Origin of the sequence: Trinickia dabaoshanensis, from assembly GCF_002879885.1 — a bacterium.
In the GTDB taxonomy this organism is placed as follows: Bacteria; Pseudomonadota; Gammaproteobacteria; order Burkholderiales; family Burkholderiaceae; genus Trinickia; species Trinickia dabaoshanensis.
The window spans coordinates 46,255-64,310 of sequence record NZ_PNYA01000041.1 but is presented as its reverse complement, the minus strand read 5'-3'; the positions used below and the strand labels follow the sequence as shown (position 1 = coordinate 64,310).

Sequence of the window (18,056 nt, the reverse complement as noted above, 5' to 3'; positions counted from 1 at the left end):
CTACTCGCTGTGGTCGGCCGTGGGGCTATCGATCATGATCGCCGTCGGTGCGGCGAATTTCGATGCGTTGCTGGCCGGCGCGCACGAGATGGATCGGCATTTCCGCGAGGCGCCGCTCGCGCGCAACCTGCCGGTTTTGCTCGGCATGATCGGGATTTGGTACCGCAACTTCTTCGGTCTGCAGAGTTACCTCGTCGCCCCCTACTCCGAGGCGCTGCACTTCTTGCCGTCGTATTTGCAGCAACTCGAGATGGAAAGCAACGGCAAGCAAGCGCGTCTCGACGGCGCCTATGTGGACTACGCCACGTCGGCCGTGACCTGGGGCGAACCCGGCACGAACGGCCAGCACGCGTTCTTCCAGATGCTGCACCAAGGCCCGACGATCGTTCCGATCGACTTCATCGCCGTGCTCACGCCCGAGCATCCGCTAGTGAGCCATCATCCGAAGCTGCTCGCCAATTGCTTCGCCCAAAGCGAAGCGCTCATGCTCGGCCGCACCGAAGAGGAAGCGCGCAAGGTTGCCGGGGCGGACAAGCCCGAACTCGTGCCGCACCTCGTGTTCCCGGGCAACCGGCCGTCCACGACGCTGCTGCTCGACTCGCTCACCGCCCGTTCGCTCGGCGCGCTGATCGCGTTGTACGAGCATAAGGTGCTCGTACAAGCGGCGGTCTGGAACATCAATCCGTTCGATCAATGGGGCGTCGAGCTCGGCAAGATTCTCGGCAAAGTCGTGGAAGCGGATCTGACGAACCCGGCGTTCGATGCGAACAAGCACGACTCGTCGACCTCGGCGCTCATCGAGCGCGCGCGTCGCGCGGCGCAGCGCGACTAAACCTTGCTAAGCATCTAGCCGGCCGGGTCAGACGACGCGGCCGGCTTCGATCGTGACGCGGCGCGTGCAGCGGCGCGCGAGTTCGGTATCGTGGGTGACGAGCACGAGCGTCGCCCCGTGCGCCGCGTTCAGCTCGAACATCAGGTCGATCACCGCGTGACCCGTGGCGGCGTCGAGGCTTCCCGTGGGCTCGTCGGCGAACAGGATCGCCGGGCGGGTAACGAACGCGCGCGCCAACGCGACGCGTTGCTGCTCCCCGCCCGAGAGCAGCTTCGGATAGTGCCGCATGCGGGCCCCCAAGCCCACGCGTTCGAGCAATGCGCTCGCTCGCTCGGTGGCTTCGTGCGCATCGATGCCGCCTTGCAGCTCCAGCGGCAAGCGCACGTTTTCGAGCGCGGTCAAATGCGGCATCAGTTGAAACGACTGGAAGACGAAGCCGATCGAGCCATTTCTCAGCCGCGCTCGCTCGTCTTCCGATAGCATCGAAAGATCGTGCCCGAGCAGGCGAACCGAACCCGAGGTGGCATTGTCCAAGCCCGCGAGCAAGCCGAGCAACGTCGACTTGCCCGAGCCGGATGCCCCCACGATCGCCACGCTCGTGCCGGCGGCGACGTCGAACTCGATATCGTCGAGTATCGTCAGCTCGCCCGTTGCATCCTTGACCCGCTTGCATAAACTGCGCACTTCGATAACGGCATTGGTGTTTTCTGGCATGAACAAGCGTCGCTGGATTTTCGGTACCGCGGCCGCGGCCGCACTCGTGGCCTCGGGCCTCGTCGGACTCACCTCGCTCAGCGCAACACCGGCACACAGCGCGGAAGCAACCCGTCCTGTCATCGTCGTGCTCGGCGATAGCATCTCCGCCGAATACGGGCTGCCTCGCGACACCGGCTGGGTCGCGCTATTGCGCAAGCGGCTCGCGCAAGAGCGGATCGATTATAGCGTTGCGAACGCAAGCATCAGCGGCGATACGACGAGCGGTGGGCGGGCACGCATGCCCGAGTTGATGGAAAGGCTCAAGCCGTCGATCGTGATCGTGGAGCTGGGCGCCAACGACGCGCTGCGAGGCGTGCCGCTCACGACGAGCGAGGACAACTTGCGCACGATCGTCGAACAGGCGCAGCAAGGCCATGCCAAGGTGGTGCTCGTGGGAATGTATGTGCCGTCGAACTACGGCCTGGCCTACACGCAGCGCTTTCACGCCATGTACGCCTCGGTGGCTCACGAGATGAACACGCGTCTCGTGCCGTTCTTGTTGGCCGGAATCGAAAACCGGCCCGAGATGTTCCAGTCCGATCAGATGCACCCGACACAACAAGCGCAACCGGCGCTGCTCGAGAACGTCTGGCCGGTTTTGGCGCCGTTACTGCGTAAGTAACCGCGCGTTACCGCTCACGCAACCGATCCGGTCGCCGCCGCGCAGCGACCGGGTCGGGTTCGATCATTGCGAATCGTTCTGCGACGATTCGAGCGAACCGTAAAGCTTGACCTTGGAGCGATGACGCAGCGACGCGACGTACGCTTCCAACTGTGTTTGCGCCTCGACCTGGGCCAACTCGCGCTGAGCAGCCGCAAGACGCGGCGCGTCGATCGGCGCGGGCGGCACGACGCCGTTCACGCGATAGATCGCATACCCGTCCTTGCCGAGATCGACCCCGACGTACGCCGGCAGCTTGGTGTCGTCCGCCTTGAAGATGGCGCTGAGCGCGAGCGGCGAAACGGCTTGCGCGTCGGTGCGCGATACCTTCTGCTCGGCGCCGAAACCGGCCGTCGACTTCGTCTTTTGCACTTCCGCGAGCTTCGCTTCGCCATCCTTACGCGCGAGCTCGGCCGCTTGCTCGGCGATGTACTTCGCGCGTACCGCATCCTTGATCGATGCGAGCGGCGGCGTCGTGGCCGGCTTGTAGTCGTTCACGTGCGCCGCGATCAGCGTGCTATTGCCCACGTCGATCGCTTGCGTGTTGTTGTGATTCTTGATCGAATCGTCGGCAAAGACGGCCGCGAGGAACTTCGGATTGTTCAGCGGGCTATCGGGCGGCAGTGCCGGATTCGCATTCGGCGTCACCTTGGCCGTTTGCACCGGCAACTTGTACTTGTCGGCGGTCGGCTTCAGGCTCTTGGCCTGCTCGTAGACGCTCGACGTGAAGCCGTCGGCATCGTCGCTGAACGACTTGGCCGCGAGCTGCGTCTTCAAGTCCTTGACGATGGCGTCTTTCACCTCGGCGAACGGCTTCGTCGCGGCAGGCTTGACGTCGGTCGCCTCGATGACGTGGTAACCGTACGAAGAATGCACGAGTGCGCTGACCTCGCCCTTGTTCAAAGCCATGGCCGCCTTATCGAACGACGGCTCGCCCGTCAGCACGCCGCTCGTCGACCAGCCCAGATCGCCGCCCCTCGCCGCGGAGCCAGGATCTTGCGACTCTTTTTGCGCGATCTCAGCGAATTGATCCGGATGCGCCTTGACCTCTGCCAGCACGGACTCGGCTTTCGCCTTCGCCTTGGCATCGTCAGCCGGGCTCGCCGTTTTCGGCGATGCGATCAGAATCTGGCTTACGCGCACTTCGCGCGGCGTCGTGTAGTGCGCGACGTTATCGTCGTAGTACTTCTTCGCGTCGGCATCGCTCGGGGCCGCCCCCGTCGCCAGCGTAGCGGGCGACAAGACGAGGTAGTCGATCGTCGCCGTGGCCGGCGTCGCGAACTCGGCGCCGTGAGCCGCGTAGTAGGCCGCGAGTTGCGCGTCGGTCGGCTGCACCTTCGACGCGTAGTCGCTCGCGTGCAGCACGAGCGGCTGAACGGTGCGCTGCGCTTCGGCCAGTTGCGAGATGCGCTCGGCCAGTGACTTCGTCGTGAACGCGGTCGTCTCGATGCTTTGCGGGATTTGATCGATCGCGAGGCCATAGCGCACGCTCTCGTCGTATTGCTCGGGCGTCATGCCCCGCATCGCGAGCAATTGCTTGTAGCGATCGACGTCGATCGAGCCATCGGGCTTGCGCAGCGAGGCGATGACGGGATCGGCGAGCAGCGCGCGGCGCACGGCGTCGTCCGATGCCGTCAGATACTCGCGCTGCGTTTCGTCGGCCAGCGCGCGCTGCTGAATGAGGTTGTCGAGCAGATCGCGGCGGCGAGCCGGCGTATCGAGCGCCTTGGCGTCGAACTTCGCACCGAGGAACTGGCGAGCCTGATCCAACTGCTGGCGCATGGCGCCGTCGAATTCGGTGCGGGTGATCTTGTGTCCGTTGACGCTCGCGACGTTCGCACTTTCATCGAAAAAGCCGCGAAAGCCTTGTATGCCGAGAACGCCCAGCCCCGGCACGATGACCAGGACGAGTATGAGCATCATCAAGCGCTGATGGTTGCGAAAGAAATCGAGCATGCGTGACCGGTTACGTTGGACAAAAACGCCCAATAGTACAACAGGTGCGGCATGACTCGGCAATTTGCCCCGGGCTCGCGCGCCGTTGACTGAAATCAACCTCGCCCGCGCCCGGCCCGCTATCGTCGAGACGTAGGGCCGGCCCGATCGCGCGGCCCATTCGACGGAGAATTCCATGACCGCAACCCCTTGGCTCACCTATGCCCCGTCCGAGCAGGCGCGTCCTCAGCCCGCGGGAGGCGAAGCGCCCGCCGCCATCGACTTGCCGCGGCCCGACCTGCGCTCGGGCGTGCCCTTGCTGACCGCGCTGTCGTTTCGTTCGAGTACCCGCGAGTTTCTGCCGCGCCCGCTCTCGCTCGCAACGCTGGGCGAGTTGCTTTGGGCCGCCGATGGCCTGAACCGGCCGCTTTCCGGCGGACGCACCGCACCCTCGCCGCACGGCGTGCAAGAGATCGACATCTATGCGGCGCTGCCTCAAGGCGTTTACCGCTACGATCCCGGCACGCATCGGCTGATCCTCAAGCATGCCGTCGATGCACGCGGGATGACGGGATATCAGGACTTCGTCGGCGCGGCGCCGCTCGATCTGATCTATGTCGTGCGCGGCTCCAAACTGCTCGAGATGCCCGCGGCGCAACGCGATACGTTTTCGGCCGTCACCGCCGGTTCGATCGCGCAGAACGTTTCTCTCTACTGCGCCTCGGCGGGACTCGCGACGGTCGTGCGCGGCTGGATCAATCGGCGGCTGCTGGCCGACGCGCTCAGCTTGAACGAGGACGAAACCCCGATCCTCGCGCAAACGGTGGGGTTGCTAGCCGATCTCGGCGCTGCGCAAAATAGCTGAGCGGCGGCCTTCGCCGCATGCGGGGCCGGATCGTTCGCGTGCTGTTTGGACGCGAGTGGGTCTCATGCGCGGGCGCCGCGCATCCCTTGCAACGCGGTACCGGCCGGAGGCGACCATGCTCTACCAATGGCTCGAAACACAGCGTGCGCTGATGCGATCGCTGGACGCATGGACCGCCCTTGCCGCGGCTCCGTGGGGCGCGTCGCCCGCCGCACCGGCCGACGCCGGCGCTCCGTACGAAGGCGATGCGCGCTTGGCCAGCGTCGCGCTGCCCGGCTGCGATTGGATCTACCGGCTTTTGCAGGCCACGCCCGAACCTCCGCCGTTTCATATCGAGTCGGTGCGAATCGCCGGGATGCGCGTACCGATTGGCGAAGACGTGGTGGACCGCACGCCGTTTTGCGCGCTGCGCCGGTTCGAAAGGCGGTTCGAGAGCGCGTTTCAAGAAGATTTCCGCTCGTCCGATAGCGGCGCGGCGCCGCACGAGCATGAACGAGCTTGCGTGCTGCTCGTCACGCCGCTCGCGGGGCACCACGCCGTGATGTTGCGCGAGACCGTCGAAACGATGCTCGAGGATGCGGACGTCTATGTCACCGATTGGGCCAACGCGCGCGATGTGCCGCTCAGCGAAGGCCATTTCGGACTGAGCGATTACGTCCTGACCGTCGAACGCTTCGTGCGTAAGCTCGCCGCCCGAGGCGTGCACGTGCTCGCCGTCTGCCAAGCGGCGCCGCCGGCACTCGCCGCGTCGGCGCTCGCCACGGCGGCGAACGAAGCGCTCGCGCCGCTGAGCGTGACGCTGATGGGCGGGCCGATCGACACGCGCCTGCATCCGACGATGATCGATCGCCTTGCGGCCACGCACGACATCGAATGGTTTCGCCGCACCGTAATCGACGTCGTTCCTCCGCGCTACGCGGGCGCCGGACGGCGCATCTACCCCGGCTACGTCCAGCATGCGGCGATCGTCGCCGCGCATCCGCATCGGCAAGTCGCACTCGAATCGCGCTACTGGACGAGCCGCATGTCGGGCGACGCCGCGGCCATTGCGTCGAGTCTGCGTTCGCTCAAGGAATATTCGGCCGTGCTCGACATGGACGAAGACTACTTCCTCGACACGCTGCGCATCGTTTTTCAAGAGCAGCGCTTGGCGCGCGGCACGTGGTCGGTGGGTGCGCGACGCGTGCGGCCCGAAACGTTGACCGCAACCGCGCTCTTCACGGTGGAAGGCGATCGCGACGACATCACCGGCTCGGGCCAAACGCATGCCGCGCACGAGGTGTGCCCCGCGATACCCGATACGATGCGCAGGCGTATGACCGTCGAGGACTGCGATCACTACGACTTATTCACGGGGCCGCGCTGGCATGAAGTCATTCATCCCGCGCTGCGAGCGTTTTGGGCCACGGCCCGCGCCGCGGCTCACCCCTCGAATACGTAGGCGCCCGGCGCGTCCGGCCATTGCGCCTCGAGCGCCCTCGCCTTGACCGTCCCGCTCGATCGCTCCTCGAGCCACTTCACCCAGCACGGCCACCACGAGCCTTCGATCGGCGCGTTTTCGGCGACGAACGCATCGGGACTGCGATACGGCGCATCGAGCGAGCGCGTGGCCACGCGATAGTGCCGCCCCGGATGCCCCGGCTCGGAGACGATTCCGGCGTTGTGACCACCGGCCGTCAGCAAGAACGTCAGCGCTTGATGCGTGAACAGGTGCAGCTTGTAGACGGAACGCCAGGGCGAAACATGATCGCGTTCCGTGCCGACTACGAAAAGCGGCGCCTCGATATCGACGAGCGCGATCGGCCGGCCATCCACGCAATACCGTCCCTCCGCCAAATCGTTGCGCAGAAAGAGCCGCGTCAAATACTCGCTGTGCATCCGGTACGGCATGCGGGTGGTGTCGTCGTTCCACGACATCAGGTCGCTGGGCTTCGAGCGCCGCCCGAGCAAGTATTCGCTCATCATGCGCGACCAAATCAGATCGCGCGCGTTCAGTAGCTGAAACGCCGCGGCCATTTGCGCGCCGTCGAGATAGCCCTGCTCCCACATCAGCGCATCGAGCGCGGCGAGTTCGCTTGCATCGATGAAATTGCCGAGTTCCCCCGGTTCGCTGAAATCGGTCTGCGCGGCGAGCAAGCTGACCGAGGCGAACGGGTCCTCGGCTGTCTCGGGCGTGCGCTTGGCTTCGCGCGCGAGCGTCGCCGCCGCGATCGAAAGCAACGTGCCGCCCAAGCAGTAGCCCACAGCATGGACGCGTTCGCCGCGGGTGCGCTCGCGCGCCACGGCGAGCGCCGCCATCAGCCCTTGCTCCAAATAATCGTTCAACCCTAGATCGCGCGCCGCGCTGCCGGGGTTGCGCCAGGAGATCATGAAGACCGTATAGCCGGCGTCGACGAGGTAGCGCACCAGCGAATCGTCCGGTTTCAAGTCGAGGATGTAGTACTTCATGATCCAGGCCGGGACGATGAACACGCTTTCTCGCGCGACCTTGGACGTCGTCGGCGCATATTGAATCAGCTCGCACAGCGGGCCTTGCCATACGACCTTGCCGGGCGTTGCGGCCACGTCGCGGCCCGGCTTCAACGCGGGTTTCGTTTTGCCGCTCGTGCCCAGAATGCGCGACAGCCATTGCCCGTAGTCTTCGAGCCAATTGCGCTCGCCGAACGCGAAGTTGGCTCCGTGCGTACGCAACGCCGTCGAGAGCACGGCCGGATTGGTCGCGGCGAAGTTGCTCGGCGCGAGCGCATCGAGCCACTGGCGCGCAAAAAATTGCACGAGCCGCTCGTGATGCGGCTCGACGCCGCGCACCCCCGAGCTGGCTTGCTGCCACCACGCTTGCGCCGCTTGAAACGTGTGGCGGTAGGCACTGAACGGCCAGGCATTCCAAGCCGGATCGGCAAAACGGGGATCGGCCGGCTCGTTAGCCGCCGGTTTGCCGGTTGCACCCAGGCTCGGCGTCCATTCGGGCCACGTGCGCAGCCCATCTTGTACCGCTTGCATCGCCAGCGCCGCGTTCTTGCCCGGCGAGACCGCCAGATGAACGGCCCAGTCGATCCACGCGAGCAGCGCCGAGGCGGGTGAAAGCCCGCCCGTCGCCGCGGCGATCAAAGCGTGCGCGGCGCGATCGAGTGCATCCGCGGGCGTGGTCTCGGGCGTCGCGCATCCGCACGCCGGCTCGGAGGGCGGAGCCGGTGACGGAATGGCGCCGGCGCGTTCGCGCTCCCGCGCCTCGATCAGCGCAATCGAGGCGGAATCCCCATCGGCATGCACGATCGCATCGGGGGCATGGTCACGCTCCTGCTCATGCTCAACCGTCGGCGCTCGCATCGGCTGCGTTTGTCCATTCGTGGGCGTGTTCATGCGATCTTCCTTCGGGGCGTAGGTCGGAGGGGACTTCAATGCATGTGCATGCCGCCATTGATGGCGACATCCGCGCCGGTGATGAACGCGGCGTCGTCCGAGCAAAGAAAGGCGACGAGCGCGGCCACTTCCTCGGGCCGCCCCAACCGGCCGACCGGAATTTGCGGCAACACCTTCGTCTCCATGACCTCGCGCGGAATCGAGGCGAGCATGGCCGTATCGAGATAGCCCGGCGATACCGTGTTGACGGTCACCCCATGACGTGCGCTCTCGAGCGCGAGGGTGCGCGTGAAACCGTGGATGCCCGCTTTGGCCGAGGCGTAATTCGCCTGCCCATAGGCGCCGCGCGAACCGTTCACCGAGCCGATGTTGACGATGCGTCCGAACCGGCGCTCGAGCATGCCTGCGAAGAATTGCTTCGTCACATTGAAAAGCGCATCGAGATCCGTATGCATGACCTCGTCCCAGTCACGCTTGGTCATCTTCGAGAACGTCGCGTCGCGTACGATGCCCGCGTTGTTGATGAGTATGTCGACCGGCCCCAAGTCCTCCAGCACGCGCCGCGCGCAACGCTCGCACGAATCGAATTGCGCGACGTCCATTTCGTACGCGTGAAAGCGGCGCCCTGCTTCGGCTTCATGCGTCAGCCAGGTCGAGACGTGATCGTTGTGCTCGGAATGCGACATCGCGACGGTCATGCCGGCGTCATGCAGACGGCGGCTGATGGCGGCGCCCAGGCCGCCCATCCCGCCGGTGACGAATGCGATGCGTGGAACTGAAGCGGACATGGCTGCTCCTCGAAGTAGTGAGAAAACCCGGACGACGCTCGAGCGAAGCGGGCGCCGCATCGGGCGCGCGAATCGAGCGAAGGCCGTGCTCCACTCTAGAGGGCGCGTCCGGCGCGTGGGTTGATCGGCGTCAACGGGAGGAGCCCGCGCGCCGACTACAGTCCCCGCAATATCGACGTATGAATGGAGAGAAGACTATGCCCGGGCAGCATGCCGTTCTCGTTCTGAATGCGGGGTCGTCGAGTATCAAGTTCGGCTTGTTCGATTGTTCCTCCGGCGCGGCGAGCCGTCTTGCGCTCGCGGGCGGGGAAGTCGACGGGATCGGCGGTACCGACGGCATCGACGGCGCGATGACGTTCGCGGTCGACGGCGCCGCTCCACGCACGCTGCGCCGCGGCGATGGCGATCCCTATCGCGCGGCGCTCGCGCCCGTCATCGAATGGCTGCGCGAGGCATGGCCGAACGTACGCTTGGCCGCCGTCGCGCATCGTGTCGTCCACGGCGGGCGGCACTATTTCGAACCGACGGTCGTCGACGACGCGGTACTGAGCGAGCTGCGCACGCTCATTCCGCTCGCGCCGCTGCATCAGCCGCACAACATCGACGCGATCGATACGATGCGCGCGGCCTGTCCGGGCGTGCCGCAAGTCGCCGTGTTCGATACCGGATTTCATCGCACGTTGCCGCGTATCGAGCAATTGCTGCCGCTGCCGCACTCTTGGTTCGACGAGGGCGTGCGGCGCTACGGTTTTCATGGCTTGTCGTACGAATTTCTGACGATCGCACTGGACGAAGCATTCGGCGAACTCGCGCGCGGCCGCGTGATCGCCGCGCATTTAGGCAGCGGAGCGAGCCTGTGCGCGTTGCGCGGACTCGTCAGCGTCGCGACGACGATGGGATTTTCCGCGCTCGACGGGTTGATGATGAGCACCCGCTGCGGATCGATCGACCCCGGCGTCGTGCTGCATATGATCGACGTGCGCGGTCTCTCGCACGAAGCGCTCGGCACCCTGCTCTACCATCATTCCGGCTTACAAGGCGTATCGGGCCTCTCGGGCGACCCGCGCGTGCTGTTGGCTCAGGAAGACAAGAACGAACGCGCCAAGGAGGCACTCGAGCTTTACGTCCATCGCATCGTGCGCGAGACGGGCGCGCTGGCCGCCGTTCTCGGCGGACTCGACATGCTCGTGTTCACGGCGGGCATCGGCGAGCACAGCGCGCCGATTCGAGCGCGCGTGTGCGGCGCGCTTGCTCTGTTCGGCATCGAGCTCGACGACGATGCGAACCGCGCCAACGCCCACGTCATCTCGCGCCCGACGAGCCGGGTCAAGGTTGTCGTCGAACCGACGAACGAAGCCTGGATCGCCGCGCGCGCGGCATGGTCGCTCGTCGGCGGGCAGGCGCGGCTCGCTTGACATGGATCAGCATGCACCGGGGCGTTGCCGCTGATCATCGAGGCATTACTTCTCATCAGACGACGAGGCAAGAACATGTACACACGGATTCTGGCGCCGATCGACGGCAGCGAAACCTCTGCTCGCGCGTTCGATACGGCTTTGCGCCTGGCGCGCGAATTCAACGCGCAGTTGCTTCCCCTGTATGTCGTCGACGTGCCGCTCGTCGGTGCCGACGCGCCCGGCTACGACCCGTCGATCGTGCGCGACGCGCTCTTCGAGGAAGGCTCGCGTGTCAATGCGCAAGCCGTGGCTAAGATGGAGGCCGAAGGGGTAAGCGGCACGCCCAAGGTCGTCGAAACGAGCGCGCTCGGCGACGACATCGCTCACAGCATCTTGCGCGTCGCCAACGAAGCGGGCGCCGACCTCGTCGTGATGGGAACGCACGGCCGGCGCGGATTTCGCCGGTTGATACTGGGCAGCGTGGCGGAGCGCTTTTTGCGCATTGCGTCGCGCCCCGTGCTGTTGGTTCCGGCCAGCGACACGACGACTGAAACCGCTTCCGCCTAAGCCGCATGAGCTGCGCCTAAGCCGCGCGTGAGCCGCGCATGAAGAAAAAGCCCGAATCGATGGACGATTCGGGCGACCGAGGGGTAAACGTCAGAGGGTATCGGCTTGCTCGCCTTCCGCCGTCGCGGGGTTATGCCGCACGAGCAGCACGGGCATCTGCGCTTTGCGCAGCAGGGCCTCGGCGACACTGCCCAGCAGCATGCGACGCATGCCCTGCCGGCCATGGGTGCCCATGACGATCAAATCGGCCTCGCATTCGTCGGCCGCCCGCGCGAGTACCTGCGCGATACCGTCGCCGTATGCGTCGATCGCGCGCGCGGCCCCGCCCACGCCATGTTCGCGCAGCAATTCGCGCGCTTCGTCGAGCGCGGCCGTGGCGGCATCCACGCGCGCCGCATCGGCCCCTTGCTCGGGCATATAGACCGCGCCGACGTCGACGAGCTGCGGCGCATGCTCGACCACGAACACGGCCACGATTTCGGCCCCCGACGCTTTGGCGATCTTGATCGCTTCGTCTAGAGCGAGACGTGCGCCGCGGCTGCCGTCCACGGCAGCGAGAATCCGCTTGTACATGAGTTGTCCTCCTGGGCCGATCGCCCACGGTTTTTATGGTTACCGCCTACGAGTAGTGTGCGGCCGGTGCCCGGCGCCGGTCTTGATGGCGATCAACGGCGCATTCGGCCGAATGTCCAACATTTGTCACGCGTTGATGTAGGACAAACCTTACAAAGCTTCCACAACACTTACCGCAGTTTCAACCACCGCCGATTTCTTTATAGCGTCCGGCCTCCGATACTGCCAATCAGGAGATGAACCTGTCGCGCCGCCTTGCGCTCGCGCAGCCCCTTTTTGAGGAGGTCGTATGTTCAACGCAACCACCTTCGCCGACGATTTAGCGACGGCACCGGTCGTACCCGCCTCGGCCTGCGCGAACTCGAACGCGCGCGAACCCCGTCCGGCGCAGCACTGCGCAAGCTGCTCGATGCGCTCGGCCTGCATGCCGCAGACGCTGAGCGACCAAGAACTCTCGCGCTTCGATTCGATCGTCAGCGCCACGCGTCTCATCAAGCGCGGCGATGCGCTGTATCGCGCCAACGATACGTTCCAAAGCATTTACGCCATCCGCTCCGGCTCGTTCAAGACCGTCGTCATGCATCGCGACGGGCGCGAACAGGTCACGGGTTTTCACCTGGCGGGCGAAGTGCTCGGGCTCGACGGCGTATGTACGGAACACCACAGCAGCGACGCCATCGCGATCGAGGACAGCAGCGTGTGCATCATTCCCTATGCCCTGCTCGAATCGATGTGCGCGGAATCGAAGCGGCTTCAGCAGCAAGTCCTGCGTATGATGAGCGGCGAAATCGTCCGCGAATCGTCGCTCATGATGCTGCTTGGAACGATGAGCGCCGAGCAGCGCGTGGCGGCCTTCCTGCTCAACATGTCCAGCCGCATGAAAGCGCGCGGCTACTCGGCGGCCGAGTTCAACCTGCGCATGACGCGTGAGGAAATGGGCAACTTCCTCGGCATGAAGCTCGAAACGGTGAGCCGCATGTTCTCGAAGTTCCAGCGCGACGGCCTCGTTCAATCGCACGGGAAGCGGATACGAATCGTCGATCTCGACGAGTTGAGCCGCGTATGATCTGCGCCGGCCCCGGTGAGCGATTCAAGGGCTCACGGCGAGCACCGCCGCGCCCGCGAGCCGCCCTTCTCTCAGGTCGGCCAACGCCAGATTCGCTTCGGCCAGCGGGTAGACCGTGGTCGCGATGTCGAGCGCGATTGAATCGGCGAGTTGCATAAAGGCGCGGCCGTCCTCGCGCGTAAGGTTCGCCACCGAGACGATGCGGCGCTCGCCCCAGAGCATCTCGTACGGGAACGACGGAATGTCGCTCATATGGATGCCGCCGCACACCACCGTGCCGCCCTTTACCACCGCGCGTAGCGCCGCGGGCACGAGCGCGCCCACGGGCGCGAAGATGAGCGCGGCATCGAGGGGCTTGGGCGCGGCCTGCTCGCTCGAGCCGGCCCAGCAGGCGCCCAGTCTGCGTGCAAGCGCTTGCGCCGCCGTATCGCCCGCTCGCGTGAACGCATACACGTCGCGGCCTTGATGGCGCGCCACCTGCGCGACGATGTGCGCGGCCGCGCCGAATCCGTAGATGCCGATGCGCGCGGCGTCGCCGGCCATCGCGAGCGTTCGATAGCCGATCAAACCCGCGCATAGCAACGGCGCGGCCTCGACATCGGAATAGCGCGCCGGCAATCGGAAGCAATAACGGCTATCCGCGACCGTGCGCTGCGCGTAGCCGCCGTCGATCGTATAGCCGGTAAAGCCCGGCGCATCGCAGAGGTTTTCCTTGCCGCGGGTGCAAAACGGGCAATGGCCGCACGAATGCGCGAGCCAAGGCACGCCCACGCGCTCGCCGAGCGCGAACTGCGTTACCCCGTCGCCAAGCCCGGCTACCACGCCCACGACCTCGTGGCCCGGCACGAGCGGCGTCTTCGGGTGCGTCAATTCGCCGTCGACGACGTGCAAATCCGTCCGGCACACGCCGCAGGCACGCACGTCGATCAAAACTTGCCCCGGCTGGGGCCGCGGCTCGGGCAGATCGCGCAATTGCAGGACCGGGCTGTGCCCATCGAAGACCATCGCTTGCATATCGCCGCCTCCTGTCGAAGTCCACCGTCGCCCGACGTTCATTTGAGCGCAATTCGTCTGGCTTGTATTGACCCAGCGCAAAGCAACGGCCGCGCGCTCGCGTCAACATCGATCGTAATGGGTGCGAGGTGGTGCGGTCATCGCGGCAACCACGACGGCCATGCGGCCAGGTACCCCGGACATGCAATGCATGAGGAGGCTTTGCGATGGATACCCCCACCCAAGACGCTTGGTCCATCGACGCGAGCGCGCTGTCCCCGGACGCGAGTCCGGCCGAAAAGCTGCGCTTCGCGCTTCACTACGCCATACTGGCGCCGTCGAGCCACAACACCCAGCCATGGCGCTTCATCGTCGACGGCGAGACGCTCACGTTGAACGCCGATCGCCTACGCGCCCTGCCGGTGGCCGATCCTTACGATCGAGAACTCGTCATCAGTTGCGGCGCGGCGCTGTTCAATCTTCGCGTCGCCTTGAGCCGTTTCGGGCTCGCCTATGCCATCACGCTATTTCCCTCGCCGGCCGATCCCGACGTATTGGCCAGTCTGCGGCTCGTACCGGATGGACACGTCGACACGAGTTTGCCCCCGCTTTTCGATGCGATCACGGCGCGCGTGACGACCCGGCTGCCGTTTTCGGAGGCGCCGATCGCGCCCGAAGTCCGTGAGCAACTCGTGCAAGCGGTCCAGGCCGAGGGGGCCGAAATCGTCTGTGTCCAGGCGCAGGAGGCGCGCATGCGACTCGCGCAATGGATCGCCGAGGCCGATCGCCGCCAATTCGACGACCCGCGGTTTCGCCGGGAACTCGCGGGTTGGATCCATTCGAGCCGTCACGACGACGGCATGCCCGCTTACGCGGAAGGCATCAGCGCGTTGCTCGATTTCGCGTCCCCGCTCGTCTCGCTTGCGATCCGCACGTTCGACATCGGCGGCGGCGTGGCCGCCGCGCATCAGGCGCTTGCCACCGGCTCGCCGCTGATCGCGTGCATCACCACGGCCGCCGACGACGCCCCGGCATGGCTCGCCGCGGGGCAAGCGCTCGAGCGGTTGCTGCTGACCGGTGTCACGCAAGGGCTGACCGCGTCGTACCTGAATCAGCCGATCGAAGTGGAGACGATGCGGGAACGGTTGCGCGCGATCTTGAACACCGACGGCGCGCCGCAGTTGCTGCTGCGCCTCGGCCATGGCCCGCGCATCGCTCATGCGCCGCGCCGCGCGCTTGCCGACGTCCTCTTCTGAATCCGCGACTGGCAGCGGCGTCCGCTCGCTCGCGGGCGCCGACGCGCCGGCGCGTTATGCGCTGCGCTTGTAAAAACGGAAGTACCCGCTATGCAGCAAAACGGGTTTCTTACCGATCTCGCCCAAAAGCTCGCGCGCGGCCCGTTCGATTTCACGGCGATGCCGGTCGAACGCGCTCACGAGGTCTTGTTCGCGCAGTGACGCGGCGCCGAAGTGATCCTCGAGCGCCTCGGCGGTGATCGCGCATTGCACGCGCTCGTCGTCGACGATCGCGGGGAACGCCAGCACGAGGTCCCGGCCGCAGTATTCGGCCGGCTCTTGCGGAAAGCTGATCTGCATATTTGCCACCTCGAAGAATGCGGCCCGGTGCCAAGCGGCCGTCGAGTTCAGGATAGTCCATGCGGCGGCCGGGGTGGCTTGACCTGGGTCAACCCGGTCCTCGCGACGCGCCCCTAGACTGTTTTCAAGGTCGACGACGGACGCAGGAGCCAAGCGATGAACGCGCACTTACGAAAGGCGGTGGCGAGCCTAGCCGCATGCGCCGCCGCGTCCGGCAGCGCGCTCGCGCAGCCGCCCGAGCCCACCGCGCTCATCGACCATCAACATTGCATGTTTTGTCATACGGTCGACAAGCCGTTTCTCGCGCCGTCGTTCCGCCAGATCGCCGATCGCTACCGCGACCAGCCTCATGCGAGCGCGATGCTCGAGGCGAAGCTCAGGCACGGCGGCAAAGCGCACTGGGGCGACATGTCGATGCCGTTGCCGGCCGAGCGCGGCGGACCGCTTTCCGCCGAGGATGCACACACGCTCGTGCAATGGGTGCTGAGCCAGTAACAGGGCGCCATCGATTGGGGCGCCACCGATTCGACCGACCATTTATGCGGCGCAAAACGAGGACACTGCGATGCGCATCACAATCCATTTGAGCACGTTCGAGCAAACCAATCCCTGCGCCTACGCGATCGTCTGGATCGATCGCGACGCGCAGCGCTGGTCTCGCGAGAGTCACTTCGGGCTCGACTTGCCGACCTGGGGCGTCGTTCACACGCGCCCGGGCGTCACGCTGCTATGCGGCCCGCATGACGGCGTGCCGCTGTGCGAGTTGGACGGTCTGGAGATGGACGATCCGGGCGGACCGTTCGAAGGTGAAGCCGGCAGTGCGCATTTGTGCGGAGAAAAGGCGCGCGGCCATTGGCATGTCCAATGCATCGACGAGGAGCTCGCGCTGCCGGAGCACAGTCTATTCGCCGACGAAGAAGGATTGTGACGCGGCGCGAGCGGGGCTCCGGCCCCCCGCGGCGCGCTGCGCCCTTTACTCGGCCGCGACGGTCCGTTGCGACTGCTCGCCGAGCCCGGCGATACCGAGACGCATCGTCTGCCCCGCCTTCAAGTAGACCGGCGCCGGCTTGATGCCGAGCCCGACGCCGGGCGGCGTACCCGTGGAGATGACGTCGCCGGGCTGCAAGCTCATGCAGCGGCTCAGATAGGCGACGACTTGCGCGACGCTGAAAATCATCGTGCGCGTGTTGCCGTTCTGATAGCGATGGCCGTCCACTTCGAGCCACAGATCGAGCCGCTGCGGATCGGGCACCTCGTCGCGCGTGACGAGCCACGGCCCGAGCGGGCCGAACGTATCGAAGCCTTTGCCCTTATCCCACTGCCCGCCTCGCTCGATCTGCCACTCGCGCTCGGAAATATCGTTGACGACGCAATAGCCGGCGACATAATCGAGCGCATCGGCCACATCGACATTCTTGCAGGTCTTGCCGATGACGACGCCCAACTCGACCTCCCAGTCCGTCTTGGTCGAACCGCGCGGGATTTCGATATCGTCGTTCGGGCCGACGATGGCGCTCGTCCATTTGTTAAAGACGACCGGCTCGGTGGGCACCGGCAAGTTCGATTCGGCGGCATGATCGGCATAGTTCAGCCCGATGCACACCATCTTGCCGACGCGCCCCACGCAAGCGCCTAGTCGCACACCTTCTGGCACACGCGGCAGCGTCGCCGGATCGAGGGCGCGCAGCCGGGCCAATCCCGCCTCGCCGAGGACGTCGCCCGCGATGTCGTCGACGACGCCCGACAGATCGCGCATCACGCCGCCGGCATCGATGAGCCCCGGTTTTTCCTGGCCCTTCGGGCCGTATCGAAGTAGTTTCATCCCTATCGCTCGGTTGCAAAAATAGCTGATTCCCACGCGCCGCGCGTACCCGGCGCCCCATCGCTCAATTCGACCATCCGCCGTCGATCAAATGAATCTGTCCCGTCGTGAACGCCGCTTCGTCGGACGCGAGGTACGCGGCCAGCGCGGCGATCTCCTCCGGCCGGCCAATGCGCCCCATCGGCTGACGGGCGACGAATGCGGCTTGCACCTCGGCCACGGATTTGCCTTGCGCTTGCGCTTGTTCGGCGATGCGCGCCGCCAGCGACGGCGAAGCCACCGTTCCCGGACAAATCGCATTGCACCGGATGCCGCGCGTGACGAAATCGGCCGCCACGGCCTTCGTGAGCCCGATCACGGCCGCTTTCGTCGTTCCATAGACGAACCGGTTCGGCACGCCTTTGACGCTCGAGGCCGCCGAGGCCAGGTTGACGATCGACCCCGCGCCGCGCTCGAGCATCGCGGGCAGAAACGTCCGTATTGTCCGATACATCGACTTCACGTTCAGATCGAACGAAAAATCCCAATCGGCCTCCTCGCATTCGAGGATGCTGCCGGCGTGCACGTAGCCCGCGCAATTGACGAGGATATCGACGGCACCGACGGCATCGGCCAGCGCGGCGATAGCCGCACCGTCGCGCACGTCGAGCGCGCGCGATTCGAACGGCGCGCCGGCCAGCAACTCGGGCCGCAGGTCGGTGGCGATGACGCGCGCCCCTTCTTTAGCCAGGCGTTCCGCGCAGGCGCGGCCGATGCCTTGGGCGGCAGCCGTGACGAGGGCCGTCTTGCCGGCCAGGCGCGTGCTCGGCGGCTCGGGAAAGTTCGTAGCGATAGCGGTCATTGCTG

At 65.6% G+C, this 18,056-nt stretch carries 18 protein-coding genes and 1 pseudogene; 10 read left to right on the top strand and 9 right to left on the bottom strand.

Features of this window, described 5'->3' with window-relative positions; translation table 11 throughout:
- Window positions 1-832 (top strand): annotated as a pseudogene (locus C0Z18_RS30595) (glucose-6-phosphate isomerase); the annotation flags it as partial.
- A gap of 27 nt (window positions 833-859) precedes the next feature.
- Here the strand turns inward: C0Z18_RS30595 and C0Z18_RS30590 are convergent.
- Entirely contained in the window at window positions 860-1,546 is a 687-nt protein-coding gene (locus tag C0Z18_RS30590) for an ABC transporter ATP-binding protein (RefSeq protein ID WP_102649199.1), read from the bottom strand.
- Here C0Z18_RS30590 and C0Z18_RS30585 point away from each other — a divergent pair.
- Window positions 1,545-2,210: an arylesterase gene (locus tag C0Z18_RS30585; RefSeq protein WP_102649198.1), complete on the top strand. Its 666-nt coding sequence runs from the start codon at window positions 1,545-1,547 to the stop codon at window positions 2,208-2,210. The two genes, C0Z18_RS30590 and C0Z18_RS30585, sit on opposite strands and share 2 nt — an antisense overlap.
- Before the next feature lie 63 nt (window positions 2,211-2,273).
- Here the strand turns inward: C0Z18_RS30585 and C0Z18_RS30580 are convergent, their stop codons facing one another.
- Window positions 2,274-4,205 (bottom strand): SurA N-terminal domain-containing protein, encoded by a 1,932-nt coding sequence (locus tag C0Z18_RS30580; RefSeq protein WP_102649197.1) that lies wholly within the window; start codon window positions 4,203-4,205, stop codon window positions 2,274-2,276.
- Window positions 4,206-4,380: 175 nt separating this feature from the next.
- Here C0Z18_RS30580 and C0Z18_RS30575 point away from each other — a divergent pair, with 175 nt between their 5' ends.
- Window positions 4,381-5,049 (top strand): nitroreductase family protein, encoded by a 669-nt coding sequence (locus C0Z18_RS30575; RefSeq protein WP_102649196.1) that lies wholly within the window; start codon window positions 4,381-4,383, stop codon window positions 5,047-5,049.
- Window positions 5,050-5,164: 115 nt separating this feature from the next.
- On the top strand, window positions 5,165-6,490 hold the full coding sequence (gene phaZ / locus C0Z18_RS30570) for a polyhydroxyalkanoate depolymerase (protein ID WP_102649203.1): 1,326 nt from the start codon (window positions 5,165-5,167) through the stop codon (window positions 6,488-6,490).
- On the opposite strand, the gene C0Z18_RS30565 is transcribed toward phaZ, so the two are convergent.
- Both C0Z18_RS30565 and phbB read right to left on the bottom strand, forming a co-directional pair.
- A complete protein-coding gene (locus C0Z18_RS30565) occupies window positions 6,472-8,409 on the bottom strand; it encodes a PHA/PHB synthase family protein (protein WP_233217555.1) in 1,938 nt (645 codons plus the stop codon). The genes phaZ and C0Z18_RS30565 overlap by 19 nt on opposite strands.
- A 35-nt stretch (window positions 8,410-8,444) precedes the next feature.
- Window positions 8,445-9,197 carry an acetoacetyl-CoA reductase gene (gene phbB / locus C0Z18_RS30560; protein ID WP_102649195.1) on the bottom strand — a complete coding sequence of 251 codons (753 nt, stop codon included), beginning with the start codon at window positions 9,195-9,197 and terminating at the stop codon, window positions 8,445-8,447.
- 197 nt (window positions 9,198-9,394) lie between these two features.
- On the opposite strand from phbB, the gene C0Z18_RS30555 reads away from it, so the two are divergent.
- Window positions 9,395-10,612: an acetate/propionate family kinase gene (locus tag C0Z18_RS30555; RefSeq protein ID WP_102649194.1), complete on the top strand. Its 1,218-nt coding sequence runs from the start codon at window positions 9,395-9,397 to the stop codon at window positions 10,610-10,612.
- A 75-nt stretch (window positions 10,613-10,687) separates the two neighbouring features.
- The gene (locus C0Z18_RS30550; RefSeq protein WP_102649193.1) at window positions 10,688-11,161 is read left to right on the top strand and encodes a universal stress protein; all 474 of its coding nucleotides are present in this window, start codon (window positions 10,688-10,690) and stop codon (window positions 11,159-11,161) included.
- A gap of 90 nt (window positions 11,162-11,251) precedes the next feature.
- Here C0Z18_RS30550 and C0Z18_RS30545 read toward each other — a convergent pair whose 3' ends face one another.
- Window positions 11,252-11,734, bottom strand: coding sequence for a universal stress protein (locus C0Z18_RS30545; RefSeq protein ID WP_102649192.1), 483 nt, complete (start codon window positions 11,732-11,734; stop codon window positions 11,252-11,254).
- A 289-nt stretch (window positions 11,735-12,023) separates the two neighbouring features.
- Between C0Z18_RS30545 and fnr the strand changes: the two genes are divergently transcribed.
- Window positions 12,024-12,800 carry a fumarate/nitrate reduction transcriptional regulator Fnr gene (gene fnr / locus C0Z18_RS30540; RefSeq protein WP_102649191.1) on the top strand — a complete coding sequence of 259 codons (777 nt, stop codon included), beginning with the start codon at window positions 12,024-12,026 and terminating at the stop codon, window positions 12,798-12,800.
- 24 nt (window positions 12,801-12,824) lie between these two features.
- Here fnr and C0Z18_RS30535 read toward each other — a convergent pair whose 3' ends face one another.
- Window positions 12,825-13,814, bottom strand: a complete 990-nt coding sequence (locus tag C0Z18_RS30535) for a zinc-dependent alcohol dehydrogenase family protein (RefSeq protein ID WP_102649190.1) — start codon at window positions 13,812-13,814, stop codon at window positions 12,825-12,827.
- 206 nt (window positions 13,815-14,020) lie between these two features.
- Here C0Z18_RS30535 and C0Z18_RS30530 point away from each other — a divergent pair, with 206 nt between their 5' ends.
- Window positions 14,021-15,049, top strand: coding sequence for an Acg family FMN-binding oxidoreductase (locus tag C0Z18_RS30530; protein WP_102649189.1), 1,029 nt, complete (start codon window positions 14,021-14,023; stop codon window positions 15,047-15,049).
- Between the two features lie 54 nt (window positions 15,050-15,103).
- On the opposite strand, the gene C0Z18_RS30525 is transcribed toward C0Z18_RS30530, so the two are convergent.
- Window positions 15,104-15,388 carry a DUF1488 family protein gene (locus C0Z18_RS30525; protein ID WP_102649188.1) on the bottom strand — a complete coding sequence of 95 codons (285 nt, stop codon included), beginning with the start codon at window positions 15,386-15,388 and terminating at the stop codon, window positions 15,104-15,106.
- Between the two features lie 156 nt (window positions 15,389-15,544).
- On the opposite strand from C0Z18_RS30525, the gene C0Z18_RS30520 reads away from it, so the two are divergent.
- Window positions 15,545-15,883, top strand: a complete 339-nt coding sequence (locus tag C0Z18_RS30520; protein ID WP_102649187.1) for a c-type cytochrome — start codon at window positions 15,545-15,547, stop codon at window positions 15,881-15,883.
- Between the two features lie 70 nt (window positions 15,884-15,953).
- Window positions 15,954-16,316: a DUF3564 family protein gene (locus C0Z18_RS30515; RefSeq protein ID WP_102649186.1), complete on the top strand. Its 363-nt coding sequence runs from the start codon at window positions 15,954-15,956 to the stop codon at window positions 16,314-16,316.
- 45 nt (window positions 16,317-16,361) lie between these two features.
- On the opposite strand, the gene C0Z18_RS30510 is transcribed toward C0Z18_RS30515, so the two are convergent.
- Both C0Z18_RS30510 and C0Z18_RS30505 read right to left on the bottom strand, forming a co-directional pair.
- Entirely contained in the window at window positions 16,362-17,210 is an 849-nt protein-coding gene (locus C0Z18_RS30510; RefSeq protein ID WP_102649185.1) for an ureidoglycolate lyase, read from the bottom strand.
- A 64-nt stretch (window positions 17,211-17,274) separates the two neighbouring features.
- Window positions 17,275-18,051: an SDR family oxidoreductase gene (locus C0Z18_RS30505; protein ID WP_102649184.1), complete on the bottom strand. Its 777-nt coding sequence runs from the start codon at window positions 18,049-18,051 to the stop codon at window positions 17,275-17,277.
- Window positions 18,052-18,056 lie beyond the last annotated feature (5 nt).